This window comes from Peribacillus sp. CSMR9, from assembly GCF_033141925.1.
Taxonomy (GTDB): domain Bacteria; phylum Bacillota; class Bacilli; order Bacillales; family DSM-1321; genus Peribacillus; species Peribacillus simplex_A.
Genome location: NZ_JAOPHO010000087.1, coordinates 1 through 13,122, shown reverse-complemented (window position 1 = coordinate 13,122; position 13,122 = coordinate 1). Strand labels below are relative to the sequence as shown.

Annotated in this window: 13 protein-coding genes, 1 tRNA gene, 1 other RNA gene and 1 other annotated feature; of the genes, 4 read left to right on the top strand and 11 right to left on the bottom strand. The window is 40.1% G+C overall.

All coding sequences use genetic code 11. The annotated features are described in order from the left end of the window. Positions 1–404: 404 nt before the first annotated feature. The 7 genes from N9I19_RS22235 to tadA all read right to left on the bottom strand — a co-directional run bounded on the left by N9I19_RS22235 (position 405) and on the right by tadA (position 4,805). A complete protein-coding gene (locus N9I19_RS22235; RefSeq protein WP_061440309.1) occupies positions 405–668 on the bottom strand; it encodes a pro-sigmaK processing inhibitor BofA family protein in 264 nt (87 codons plus the stop codon). Positions 669–781: 113 nt separating this feature from the next. Further along, positions 782–1,000 (bottom strand): YaaL family protein, encoded by a 219-nt coding sequence (locus N9I19_RS22230; protein ID WP_061440308.1) that lies wholly within the window; start codon positions 998–1,000, stop codon positions 782–784. A gap of 20 nt (positions 1,001–1,020) precedes the next feature. Beyond that, positions 1,021–1,617 carry a recombination mediator RecR gene (recR, locus tag N9I19_RS22225; RefSeq protein ID WP_061440307.1) on the bottom strand — a complete coding sequence of 199 codons (597 nt, stop codon included), beginning with the start codon at positions 1,615–1,617 and terminating at the stop codon, positions 1,021–1,023. 60 nt (positions 1,618–1,677) lie between these two features. Beyond that, positions 1,678–1,995, bottom strand: a complete 318-nt coding sequence (locus N9I19_RS22220) for a YbaB/EbfC family nucleoid-associated protein (RefSeq protein ID WP_053348895.1) — start codon at positions 1,993–1,995, stop codon at positions 1,678–1,680. Between the two features lie 21 nt (positions 1,996–2,016). Next, positions 2,017–3,705 carry a DNA polymerase III subunit gamma/tau gene (gene dnaX / locus N9I19_RS22215; protein WP_317779004.1) on the bottom strand — a complete coding sequence of 563 codons (1,689 nt, stop codon included), beginning with the start codon at positions 3,703–3,705 and terminating at the stop codon, positions 2,017–2,019. A gap of 181 nt (positions 3,706–3,886) precedes the next feature. Then, positions 3,887–4,151: signal recognition particle sRNA large type (gene ffs / locus N9I19_RS22210), an RNA gene on the bottom strand. Between the two features lie 147 nt (positions 4,152–4,298). Next, positions 4,299–4,805 carry a tRNA adenosine(34) deaminase TadA gene (gene tadA, locus N9I19_RS22205; RefSeq protein ID WP_284469101.1) on the bottom strand — a complete coding sequence of 169 codons (507 nt, stop codon included), beginning with the start codon at positions 4,803–4,805 and terminating at the stop codon, positions 4,299–4,301. A 139-nt stretch (positions 4,806–4,944) separates the two neighbouring features. On the opposite strand from tadA, the gene N9I19_RS22200 reads away from it, so the two are divergent. From N9I19_RS22200 to N9I19_RS22190, 3 genes are all read left to right on the top strand, one after another. After that, complete coding sequence (locus N9I19_RS22200) at positions 4,945–5,490, top strand: cysteine hydrolase family protein (protein WP_317779003.1); 546 nt, start codon at positions 4,945–4,947, stop codon at positions 5,488–5,490. Positions 5,491–5,672: 182 nt separating this feature from the next. After that, positions 5,673–6,332 (top strand): deoxynucleoside kinase, encoded by a 660-nt coding sequence (locus tag N9I19_RS22195; protein WP_089365026.1) that lies wholly within the window; start codon positions 5,673–5,675, stop codon positions 6,330–6,332. Then, on the top strand, positions 6,310–6,981 hold the full coding sequence (locus N9I19_RS22190; RefSeq protein WP_061440306.1) for a deoxynucleoside kinase: 672 nt from the start codon (positions 6,310–6,312) through the stop codon (positions 6,979–6,981). The genes N9I19_RS22195 and N9I19_RS22190 overlap by 23 nt, the downstream gene beginning before the upstream one ends. Positions 6,982–7,102: 121 nt before the next feature. On the opposite strand, the gene N9I19_RS22185 is transcribed toward N9I19_RS22190, so the two are convergent. The 4 genes from N9I19_RS22185 to guaB all read right to left on the bottom strand — a co-directional run bounded on the left by N9I19_RS22185 (position 7,103) and on the right by guaB (position 11,925). After that, positions 7,103–7,195: transfer RNA gene (locus N9I19_RS22185), tRNA-Ser, on the bottom strand. 137 nt (positions 7,196–7,332) lie between these two features. Next, on the bottom strand, positions 7,333–8,610 hold the full coding sequence (serS, locus tag N9I19_RS22180; protein ID WP_061440305.1) for a serine--tRNA ligase: 1,278 nt from the start codon (positions 8,608–8,610) through the stop codon (positions 7,333–7,335). Between the two features lie 63 nt (positions 8,611–8,673). After that, positions 8,674–8,899: a binding site (T-box leader), on the bottom strand. 69 nt (positions 8,900–8,968) lie between these two features. Next, on the bottom strand, positions 8,969–10,288 hold the full coding sequence (locus N9I19_RS22175; protein WP_286141143.1) for a D-alanyl-D-alanine carboxypeptidase family protein: 1,320 nt from the start codon (positions 10,286–10,288) through the stop codon (positions 8,969–8,971). 173 nt (positions 10,289–10,461) lie between these two features. Next, the gene (guaB, locus tag N9I19_RS22170) at positions 10,462–11,925 is read right to left on the bottom strand and encodes an IMP dehydrogenase (RefSeq protein WP_061440304.1); all 1,464 of its coding nucleotides are present in this window, start codon (positions 11,923–11,925) and stop codon (positions 10,462–10,464) included. A gap of 112 nt (positions 11,926–12,037) precedes the next feature. Between guaB and N9I19_RS22165 the strand changes: the two genes are divergently transcribed. After that, positions 12,038–13,003, top strand: coding sequence for a YaaC family protein (locus N9I19_RS22165; protein ID WP_317779002.1), 966 nt, complete (start codon positions 12,038–12,040; stop codon positions 13,001–13,003). Positions 13,004–13,122 lie beyond the last annotated feature (119 nt).

Here is a 13,122-nt window from a genome sequence, read left to right as displayed (position 1 = left end):
CATGTATTAGGCACGCCGCCAGCGTTCGTCCTGAGCCAGGATCAAACTCTCCGAAGAAATGTTTGACTTGCTCATTTGCTTTTTTGATAGTGTGTGCTCACTTAAAATTTAACGTTGGCGCTTTGTTTTGTTCAGTTTTCAAAGAGCGATTCTTCGTCGTTACTTCGTAAGCGACTTTATTATCTTATCATTAACTCATTCTAATGTCAATATTTATTTCACATTTTTTTCATTGAGTATTTATGATGTCGTTATTGGCGACTCCTAATATACTATCAGGTTGTTCTTTTTTCGTCAATGGTTTATTTACATATTTTTAAAAAAACCTAAATGAACGATAACATGATAAAAACCTCAAGGAGTTTCCATGAGGTTTTTCAGAGTAACATCGACGCTAATGCCTTTTAAATGACCCAATAGCCAATGGCCGCCAAAGCTGCAACTCCTGGTATTCCAAGCAGGCCGGCGACTGCTGAGGTAACAGGGTTGATGGGTACATGAATGCCCGCTTGATTCCCAAGTGTATTCAAAAAGAACAAAAAGGCTGCACCGATAATGATCTTTATAATCCCCTGCCCTATAAACCGGACGGGTCTTAATGGCGCCCCTATAATGAGGAGCATTAAAATCAGGCCGCCAACTACGGCAACAAAGACAACTGGTTCCAAAATCATTCCTCCCCGCAAGCTTGTACTTCACTTATATGAAGAGATCTTTGGATTAAGAACTCAAACAAAAAATGGCTATGAAGAAAATGCATTCCTTCACAGCCATCTACTTATCATCTTTTTATGCGGACATTCCTTCTTTTAACTTCCCTGAATAAGTAGAAATATTTCACTTCCGCCAGTCTTGTTTGGGCTATTACTTCCTCAGATGGATCAACGCTTTTTTCAAGTAATGATTTTTGATTATGCCAATTCCATTTCAAATGTTCAAGATCTTCGATTAATGACTCATTAAATTCATTTCGAAGTTTCTTTTTTTTACGAAAGAACAAGTGAAGTCCTCCCAGCTATCTTATATTTCTCTTCTTCCTTCAATTGCTTTTGATAGCGTCACTTCATCCGCATACTCCAAATCTCCGCCAACAGGAAGTCCGTGGGCAATTCGGGTCACTTTAATCCCTGACGGTCTTAGCAACCGCGAAATATACATGGCTGTCGCTTCACCTTCAATGTTAGGATTAGTAGCCAAAATGACCTCCTGCACTGTTTCATCTTGCAGGCGTTTTAATAAATCAGGAATGTTTATATCTTCTGGACCAATTCCGTCCATCGGTGAAATACTGCCATGCAGTACATGGTATAAACCATTGAACTCTCGCATCTTTTCCATAGCTATTACATCTTTCGGGTCCTGAACCACACAAATCAAACTTCTGTCCCTCTTTTGATCTTCGCAGATATAACAGGGATCTTGATCTGTAATATGACCACAGACTGAACAATACATAAGATTCCGTTTAGCATTCACAAGTGCTTTTGCAAAATCCAAAACAGTATCTTCCTTCATGCTTAGTACATGGAAGGCTAATCGAGCAGCCGTTTTAGGCCCAATCCCCGGCAATTTCATAAAACTGTCAATGAGCTTGGAAATTGGTTCTGGATAATGCATCATATTCCCCCTAAAAATCCCAAAAGAAACCTCCTGAAAGGAAGTTTCTTTTGAACTTGCTTAAAACATACCCGGAAGGTTCATTCCCTTAGTGAATTGTCCCATCGTTTGGTTTGTCAGTTCTTCCGCCTTTTTCAAAGCATCGTTAGTTGCAGCCAGCACTAAATCCTGAAGCATATCGATATCATCCGGATCGACAACTTCCGGTTTGATGATTACATCAACTATTTCTTTATGGCCTGTCACGATGACCGTTACCATTCCGCCGCCAGCAGTGCCTTCAATCTTTTTTTCACCTAATTCTTCTTGTGCCTCTGCCATCTTCTTTTGCATTTTTTGCATTTGTTTCATCATATTTTGCATATTACCGCCGCGCATACCCATTTTCCTTACCTCCAATTATTCTTTAATTTCAAGTAGATCATCGCCGACTAATTTTCTAGCCTCTGCTATAAAGGGGTCTTCTTCTTTTGATTCCGTTTCTTCTGGACCGTCGAACTGCTGTGTTGAAATGAAGTCCTCCCGCAATCTTTGCCACTGGCTCTCCGGAACACCAGCTATCTCCATACGGTGCCCGGTCAATTGCTGCATGATCGAGGCCATCACTTCCACGAAACGGTTATTTTCCATTGCCATTTGACAATGAATATCATATTTGAATTTTACCACAAAAGCTTCAGTTGACGCAGCAACAGGTTCTGCCTCCGTTAATAAAGCTGCCAATGACTTTTGGTTTTGCTGACCTAACTGTTCAAGCACTTCTCCCCACTTACTTTTCACAGCATTAAGATCTGGCTTTGTAGCTTGTTTCAAAACTTGATTGATCTTTCCTGCAGGTGCTTTATATGCCTTTTTAATGGCCCTTTGTGCTTTCGCCTGCTCTGCAGGTTTTTCTGTCATGGCTGCCGGAATGCCATTTTTATGCATTTCCATTAATTTTTTCTCTAAATCATCTATTTTCTGCTGCATCTGTTTAAGCTGCCCATCATCCATTTGATTTGACCTTTGCTCATTACATAATTTCACAAGTGCCACTTCAAGGAAAATCCTTGGATGATTTGTCCATTTCATATCCTGCTGTGTTTGATTGAAGCTTTCAATAATGGAGTAAATCGATTCAGAAGAGATGACTTCTGCCAATTCTTTAAATTGGGGATCTATCAATACACGCTCGAAGGATTCTGCCAGGGCTGGTGCAGTTTGATACAAAAGCATGTCACGGAAATAATAAATCATGTCTTCTATGAACCTAGCCGGATCTTTTCCCATAGCTAGCAATTCTTCAAGGACTTCAAGTGCCACCGCTACTTCTTTATCATATATAGCCTTTGCCAACCTGCTTAAAAATGCCTGCGAAACAGAACCGGTGACAGTCAATGCATCTTCCACGGAAACCGTCTCCGAACTGAACGAAATCGCTTGATCAAGAAGGCTTAGGGCATCTCGCATTCCGCCTTCAGCTGCCCTCGCAATGATATGCAGAGCTTGTTCATCACATGAAACACCTGTTTCTGCAATAATCTGTGACATCCTGCCAACGATATCTAGAGGCTGAATTCTTTTAAAATCAAACCTTTGGCAACGGGAGATGATCGTTAGTGGAATCTTATGAGGTTCTGTCGTCGCCAATATAAAAATTACGTGCTTCGGAGGTTCTTCCAATGTCTTTAAAAGCGCATTGAAAGCGCCTTGTGAAAGCATATGTACCTCATCAATGATATAAACTTTATATGTAACCGCGTTCGGTGCATATTTGACCTTATCACGAATGTCACGGATTTCCTCGACACCATTATTGGATGCTGCATCAATTTCTATAACATCTGATATGGAGCCATCAGTGATTCCGCGGCAAGTAGCACATTCGTTACAGGGCTCACTTGTCGGGGCATGCTCACAATTCACTGCTTTTGCTAGAATTTTGGCAGCACTTGTTTTCCCTGTCCCGCGTGGACCGGAAAATAAATAGGCATGTGAAACCTTCTGCCCGACCAAGGCATTCTGCAGCGTTTTCGTTACATGTTCTTGCCCAACTACATCAATGAATTGTTGTGGCCGCCATACCCGGTATAATGCTTGATACCCCACGGAAATCCCTCCTTTTTTCTCCATCTTGTTTATTATACATTACTGATTTCCTTAATTTCAAAGTCTAAAAGGAAATATTATGATTGCCTCATTGTTTTCAAAATACCAAGCAATTTACCATCTTGGCATAAAAAAAAACCCACCCGATACGAATGAGTTTTTTGTTTATGTAAAATAACTGCCGTGCACCTTCTGTCGATTAGCAACCATAAGCGTTACTTAAGCAGTTAGCTCGGCCCAGGCAACCCTGCGGCACATGAGAACTTCCACTTAATGCTGCTTCCTTCCGGACCTGACATGGTTCATGGAGTCCCATTGCGCAGGACCCGGGCGTCAACACCACTTACTTAAGGCAGGCCCTACAGAATGCTAACCTCGAGAAGGGATTCAACCTCGCTAGAGCGGATTGCGAGTACAGGGCACCGCTACCTCCCCGTCTAGCACGGCAAATGTAATACCAATTTCGCAGCGTCATGTCGACGCATAATTCATTATACTAAGGTAACAAAAAAAACGCAAGTGTTGTTCATGGACAGTTTGAATCCAAATTTATCAAATGAAGCTAAGCCTCATCTTCAACATTCGTTTTTCACCTATTTATTTTCTTCGATAATCTTGAGTGCTCTCTCTCTTTTCAAATTTTTCTTTTTATTCCTAAGCTCTTTAAAAAAAGAAGTCAATATCCAACCGCACTCTTCCCCTAATACACCGCTCGTTACTTCACATTGATGGTTGAAGCGTTCATCTCGAAGTAAATCCATAAATGTCCCTGCACATCCAGCCTTTGGATCGTGCGCTCCAAAAACAACCCGCCTTACCCTCGATTGTAAAATGGCACCTGCACACATGGGACAAGGTTCCAACGTTACATATAGCGTCGCATCCTCAAGGCGCCAGCTGCCAGTAGCACGACAAGCCTCATTGATCGCAAGTAGCTCTGCATGTGCCGTCGCATTCTGTTCTGTTTCCCTTAGGTTATGCCCCGTCGAAATAACTTGGTCATCTATTACGATTAAAGCGCCAATCGGCACTTCATTCAATGCCTGCGCCTTTTTAGCTTCCTTCAAGGCCAAATTCATGTAAAAAACATCATCCTTCATAAAAAAACCCCCTCAAATTAAGTAGGAGTAAACAGACAAATATAAGACAAAATAAAGGTCATACTACTTATTCTAATGAATAGTAACGCAAGCTGCATATGTGCTGCAAGTAAATTCTCACAATGAAGGAGGATATACCATGAATCGACCTAAATCGCCTTCTTTCGCCTTGCTTATCATTGATATGATCAATGATTTTGATTTCAAACACGGGAATATGCTCCTTGAACATACGAAGCTTATCATCGATCCGATTTTGAAATTAAAAAAGCAAATGCAAGAAAAGGGCTTTCCAATCATTTATATCAATGATCATTATGATTTATGGCAGGCTGACTTCGATAAAATAATTGATACCTGTAAAAATGAAAGAAATGGCCAATTAATTGAAACGATAAAACCACAACAAGACGAGTTCTTTCTCATCAAGCCGAAGCATTCTGCATTTTATGGGACCGCCCTCAACACATTACTCAAACGATTAAAGGTGGAAACCCTGATCATTACTGGTATAGCCGGTAACATCTGCGTCCTATTCACGGCCAACGATGCCTATATGCGGGAATATCAATTATGGATACCCGAGGATTGCATCGCTTCAGCATCAAAGGAAGATAATCATTATGCATTAAAGATGATGAACCATGTTCTTAAGGCATCCATTAAAAAGAGTGTGGACATTTAAGGTATTCACCAGAACAAGGCATTCCCCACCATATCCCCCTGTTACACACTCTTTCATTCTCCTTCATTAGCAAACTGACAAAAATATCACTTAAGTCCTAAGTCTGTGATACAATATCTCTTGGCTGAAACCTAATAAACTGGGAATTTCAGCTTGATACCTCATGAAGGAGGACAGATTGGATGAAATCCACCCCATTTATCACTGTCGAAGGTCCAATCGGCGTGGGAAAAACATCACTTGCAAAAGCTATCGCAGAGCATTTTCAATTTTCGTTATTAAGGGAAATTGTAGATGAAAATCCATTTCTAGGGAAATTCTACAACAATATTGATGAGTGGAGCTTTCAAACAGAAATGTTTTTTCTATGTAACCGTTATAAACAATTGGAAGATATCGAAAAAAAGTATCTTACTAATGACCAAGCCGTGGTGGCTGATTACCATATATTCAAGAACTTGATATTTGCTGAACGAACCCTAAAAAACGAACAATACAATAAATACCTTGAAATATTCAATATTTTAACACGGGATATGCCAAAACCTAATATGGTCATTTATTTAAACGCAAGTCTTGATACTCTGATCTCCCGCATCGGTAGAAGAGGCCGTGATTTCGAAAAAAATATATCTTCCATTTATTTAGAGCAATTATCCGCAGATTACCAAATATTCATGGAAACGTTTGAAAAACGGCACCCTGACATACCTGTGCTTACATTCAACGGAGATGAACTGGATTTCGTCGGCAACAAGGATGATTTGAAAACGATAATCACCCAAATAGAGAATGCCCTGCAAAAAGGAGTAAAGTCAAATGAACTTACGAAAGAAATATAATATTCCAAACAACGCCGTCATTACGATAGCAGGGACGGTTGGCGTAGGAAAATCGACCATGACCAATGCATTAGCCGATGCCCTTCAATTCAGGACATCCTTTGAAAAGGTTGATACGAACCCCTACCTGGATAAGTTTTACGATGATTTTAATCGTTGGAGTTTCCATCTGCAAATCTATTTCCTCGCTGAACGTTTTAAAGAGCAAAAAAAAATCTTTGAATATGGCGGCGGTTTTATCCAAGACCGTTCCATTTACGAAGACACTGGAATATTTGCAAAAATGCATCATGAAAAAGGTACGATGAACGATGTGGACTACGAAACTTACACAAGCCTTTTCAACGCCATGGTAATGACGCCATACTTCCCGCACCCTGATTTACTTATCTATCTCGAAGGTTCACTGGACGATATCCTCGACCGTATCCAAGAGCGTGGCCGTCCGATGGAACAGCATACCCCAATTGAATATTGGCAGGAGATGCACGGCCGTTATGAAGAATGGATTGATCAATTTAATGCCTGTCCTGTCCTTCGATTGAATATAAATGAATATGACCTTATGCAGGATGAAGCAAGTATCGAACCTCTTATAAAACGGATTGCCGAATATATGGAGCAAACCAAGTTGTTACGAAATATGTAAAACAAAAAAACCACCGGTTATCCGGTGGTTTTTTAATATATTAGAAAACAAAAATTCCGTTACATCTCTGTAACGGAATTCATCGATATCCAATTTATGCGCTGTGGTTATTAATAAGTTATGGAGGAGGTAGAGGGATTCGAACCCCCGCGGGATTTGACTCCCCTGTCGGTTTTCAAGACCGATCCCTTCAGCCGAACTTGGGTATACCTCCGTATCAACATTTATTATAATACATTGAATTAAAATCAAAGTCAAGCAGTCTAGAAAGTTTTTTGAAATAATTTTTAAACTTAGATAAAAAGGAGAATCAGCTTCTTTTATCAGAAGCTGATTCCTTTTTTCTTTAACTTACGGTTTAATGACCTCCACACCGCGCATATATGGTCGTAATACTTCAGGAATGATAACACTGCCATCTTCCTGTTGATAATTTTCCAAAAGCGCCGCGACTGTACGGCCGATTGCCAAACCTGATCCATTTAGAGTATGGACGTGTTCCGGTTTTCCTTTTGCATCACGTCGGAAGCGGATATTGGCCCTTCTAGCCTGGAATGCTTCAAAGTTACTGCAAGAAGAAATTTCACGATACGTTCCATAACTCGGGATCCAAACCTCGATATCATACTTTTTAGCAGCAGTGAAACCAAGATCTCCCGTACACATGCTTAGTACTCGATATGGAAGACCTAGCAATTGAAGGACCTTTTCGGCATGACCCGTGAGGTTTTCCAATTCCCCATAAGAATCTTCCGGCTTTACAAACTTCACTAATTCAACCTTATTGAACTGGTGCTGGCGAATTAACCCGCGGGTATCACGACCGGCAGAACCTGCCTCTGATCGGAAAGAAGCGCTGTATGCCGCATAACTTATCGGCAGATCATCCATGCTCATGATTTCATCACGATGGAAATTTGTCACAGGCACTTCAGCCGTAGGAATCAAGAAGTAATCTTCACTTTCAATACGGAAGGCATCCTCCTCGAATTTAGGTAACTGACCTGTGCCAGTCATGCTTGCACGGTTCACCATATATGGAGGCAGCATTTCTTCATATCCGTGTTCTTCAACATGAAGATCCAACATAAAGCTAATTAAAGCACGCTCTAACCGTGCACCTAGACCCCTATAAAATACAAATCGGCTTCCGGTAACTTTTGCTGCCCGTTCAAAATCCAGGATGCCTAAATCTCCAGCTACATCCCAGTGTGGTTTTGGTTCAAATTTGAATTCCGGCAATTCCCCCCATTTACGGATTTCAACATTATCGTCTTCCGTTTCACCAACTGGGACACTTTCATGCGGAATATTAGGAATGGAAAGAAGTAATGTTCCTAAGCGGGCTTCCACTTCACGAAGCTCATCATCGAATCCTTTGATTTGATCTCCAACTTCACGCATTTCGGCAATCAACTGGTCAGCATCCTTTTTCTCCCGTTTCAATACTGCCACTTGCTGTGAAACTTCATTCCTTTTGCTTTTCAACTTTTCCGTATCGGCAATCAAGGTTCGACGCTTCAAATCAAGCTCTTCAAATTTACCTAAATCTGTTAGATCTTCTCCTCTGAATTGCAGTACACGTTTTACTTCTTCAAAATTATTTCTTACATATTTCAAATCCAACATTTCCAGTTCCTCCTTAATATCTGATGGATCTTTCCAAGAACGCAAAAAACTCCCGTCCCCTGAAGAAGGGACGAGAGTTAACCCGCGTTGCCACCCTAGTTGAAGACATATGAAAAATGTCTACCACTTATCACGATAACGGCTTTTAACCGAAAGTACTTACTGACCCCATAAGGCTTTCCATACTCTGCTCCAGGAGGGATTCACAAGATTCTCACACCGATTTCCACCAGCCATCGGCTCTCTATAGAAAGAAATTCTTGTTACTATATCCTGTCATTGCTTTCTTATATAATCAGATTGTTTTCCATAATGTACTATAATTTTATACATTACGCAACCGTTTTATACACGAAACTTAAAACCAGCCTTTAACTGTAGAAGCTACACTGCTCCATACATCACCAAAGAATCCGCCAACCGCACGCATTGATAATACGAACCAGTTTGCCTTTTCAACAGACTCAGCAGCTACGACGTTAACCTTCACTGGATCGCCGTTAATGTACCCGTAATCTTCGCCGTTTTTAGGAGTGACTGTGATGTATCCAAGTTTTTCACCTTTTTTGATTGGTGCAGTCAACTTACCATCATCATTCAATTTGTTTTTATCGATCACTAAATCTGTTTTATAGTTATCTTTCTCACCATTTTCAACAAGTAGCTCGATCGCTTTTTCAGATTGAACCTTAACACTTTTTTCCTTACCTTTTACTACTGAAAGTGTTTCTTTCCCTTTCACTTGGTAATTGGCTGGAAGTACTTTTTCTTTTTTGAAGGTTGCATAAGCATAGTTCATCAGCTTAGTGCTATCCGCAAAACGTTCAGTTTTACTAGTGGACTTCATTACCACCGTGATATAGCGTTGGCCATCCCGGATAACCGTCCCTGTATGACCATAACCGGCAAAGTCAGTAGATCCCGTTTTCAGTCCATCTACGCCTTTATATTCAAATATCAGGCCAGGCAACATCCAGTTGAAGTTCGAATACTCTTTTCCATCACGGAACTTCAATTTAGGAATACTCGCAATTTTTAATACTTCCGGATAATCGTTTATTAGACGATAAGCAAGAAGAGCAGTATCTTTTGCTGTCATGATATTTTCTTCATCTGCTTTACCAGTAGGGTATTGCCCTAATAAATCGGAGTTATTCAAACCGCTGGCATTAACGAATTTATGGTTTTTTAAGCCTAATTTTGTTGCTTTTTCATTCATTAATTTAACAAAACTCTTTTCACTTCCGGAAATCAATTGTGCTAAAGCTACCGTTGCAGCATTTCCAGAATAGACAGCCATGGCTTGATATAGTTCTTTAACTGTGTAATCTTCACCTTCTGTTAACCCAACATTCGACAAATGCGGTGCTTTTGAAAGATCATGCACGTATTTATTTATTTTAACTTTTTGATCCCAACTGATTTTCCCATTTTTGATTGACTCCATTATGATGTATTCAGTCATCATTTTTGACATGGATGCAATCCCTAATACTTCATCGGCATTTTTTTCATACACGATTTGTCCTGTTTTACCATCAATGATGATGGCTGCCTCTGCTTTTAAACCTAAATTATCAGATTCAGCAACAGCTTCCCCCGGTTGATAGGCAAATTGCGACATAACAAGAGCAAAGACAAAAGTGAAAATGAGGGTAATCTTGCTGATTTTTTTCAATTTCCAATACCTCCAACTTTTAAGCTAATCTCTATAACAAAGAAGAAACTTTATGTGATTCCCTTGACACCTTGTATAGTTTATCACAGAAAAAATAAAAAAAATAGACAGAGTAATCGTAGACTCTGTCTATTTTAACAATAAATTTTAATGACGATTATATGTTAAATTCATTACATTGAATAATTCGGTGCTTCTTTTGTAATTTGGACATCATGAGGATGACTCTCTCTTAACCCGGCACCAGTCATTTTGACAAATTGAGAGTTTTCTCTCAAATCTTCCAATGTGGCTGTTCCGCAATATCCCATACCTGAACGAATGCCGCCAATCAGTTGGAAAATGGTATCTGAAAGAGGTCCTTTGTATGGAAGGCGCCCTTCGATGCCTTCCGGTACGAATTTCTTGTTATCTTCTTGGAAGTAACGATCTTTAGATCCCTTTTCCATCGCTGCAACAGAACCCATACCCCGATATACTTTAAAACGGCGACCTTGGAAAATTTCCGTTTCACCTGGGCTTTCAGTTACACCGGCAAGCATACTTCCAAGCATTACTGCATGTCCGCCTGCAGCTAGAGCTTTAACGATATCACCAGAGTATTTAATTCCGCCATCAGCGATGATCGTTTTACCATATTTCCTTGCTTCTGTCGCACAATCGAAGACTGCCGTGATTTGAGGAACTCCTACACCGGCTACAACCCTTGTCGTACAGATTGACCCTGGTCCGATTCCCACTTTCACTACATCAGCTCCCGCTTCAATCAATGCTTTCGTTCCTTCAGCTGTAGCCACGTTACCAGCGATGATCGTCAATTCAGGATATGCCTCGCTGATTTCCTTTACCATTTCAAGGACGCCCGCTGAATGACCGTGAGCAGTATCAAGCACAATTGCATCGACTTGGGACTTAACAAGCATTTCTACACGCTTCAATGTATCTTTAGTCACACCAACAGCAGCACCTGCAAGTAACCTTCCTTGCTTATCTTTCGCCGAGTTCGGGAACTCAATGACTTTCTCGATGTCCTTGATTGTAATAAGTCCTTTAAGAACACCATTATCGTCTACAAGGGGAAGCTTTTCAATTTTGTATTTTTGAAGAATCTTTTCTGCTTGTTCCAAGTTAGTTCCCACTGGAGCTGTGACCAGATTCTCTACAGTCATGACACTGGAAATCTTCAAAGAAAAATCGGAAATAAATCGCAAATCACGGTTTGTAATAATACCCACAAGTTTTCGATCCTCTAAATTGTTGACAACAGGCACACCCGAAATGCGATATTTACCCATTAAATGCTCTGCATCAAATACTTGGTGATCTGGCGTTAAGAAAAATGGATCGTTAATAACACCGCTTTCTGAACGTTTTACTTTATCCACCAGTTCAGCTTGTGCCTCAATAGACATATTTTTATGGATAATACCCAATCCGCCTTGACGAGCCATGGCAATTGCCATCTCAGCTTCTGTAACGGTATCCATTCCTGCACTGATGATAGGAAGGTTGAGCTTTAAATTTTCAGCTAAGCTGACTTGAAGGTTAACATCTTTCGGCAAAACCTCTGATTTCGCTGGAATTAATAGGACATCATCAAAGGTTAAACCTTCTTTTGCAAATTTATTTTCCCACATTATTTTCCCCTCCTGCTTAAAAATATTATTTGTAGGTTATCAATAGGACATACTACTGTCAAGAAGAGAAATAAATGTTTGATAATTCTATTAATTCGGAGGAGAGGCTGCAATGCCTGAAAACAATGATAATTTCGATAAATATACCCCTTTTTTTTCCGCATCTTCCTCACAACTTTTTTTACAAAAATGTTATATGCGTGAAAAAATAGAAGATGCAGAAATGAAAAGTTACGAAAACTGCTATCCATTTATATACCATCTTGAACATGGTAAAACATATTATAATCAGGCTGCCATAGCTCCACTTTCCATACAGCCAATCCTAATATTTTATGGATTCGCCCAATTGTTAAAGGCCTGCCTGCTCACTATTGATCCTAACTATCCTGAATCAACTTCGGTACTTGCCCATGGGGTAACTACAAGAAAAAGAAAAAAACAACAATACGAATTTTTAAAGGACGAAGTAAAAACGCAAAAGAATGGACTTTTCACCTGCATTGCCGAGAAATTATTTCATATCAAGCATCTGGAAGGTGAAAAATTTTCTATGGGGACGCTATTGAAGGAAATACCAGATATGCAAAACTTTACATGGCCCATTCCCCAGAAAAATTTCGCCGCCCTGTCACCCTCTTCGGATGGTTTTCAACTACCCTCAGCCATATTGGATAGCTATCAAATGTCCAGCAGTCGATTGGAAGAGTTTTTAAAATCCAAAACGAATCAAGTTTTCAGTATTTCAGAAGCTCCTCGAACACTGACTTTAAAAGCAGATAGCGTACTTATTCATAATGCTTCTTCTCCAATACGATATAACATGGCAGAAGGACAGTTCATGCTATCACTCAATAAAGATTCGTCAGCTTTTTCGTTACCTGAACTTTTAATCCATTATTTGATCTCTTATAACCTTAGTATAATAGCTCGTTATGAAACAGAATGGTGGGCAGAGCTGATGAAAACAATGCCTAATGATGATTACCCTTGCATTGTACAATTCCTTAAAATAAGCCAAGTTAAGGTGCCCTTTTTAATATTGGAATGGATTAAGTCCAAAAGGTTCAACTTTTGATCCTTCTAACTACCAATCGTGGTTGATCTGTCCTGGAACGCGAAAAAAGACCAGCCGGATGGCTGATCTTATAAATGGCTTGGCGGCGTCCTACTCTCACAGGGGGAAACCCCCAACTA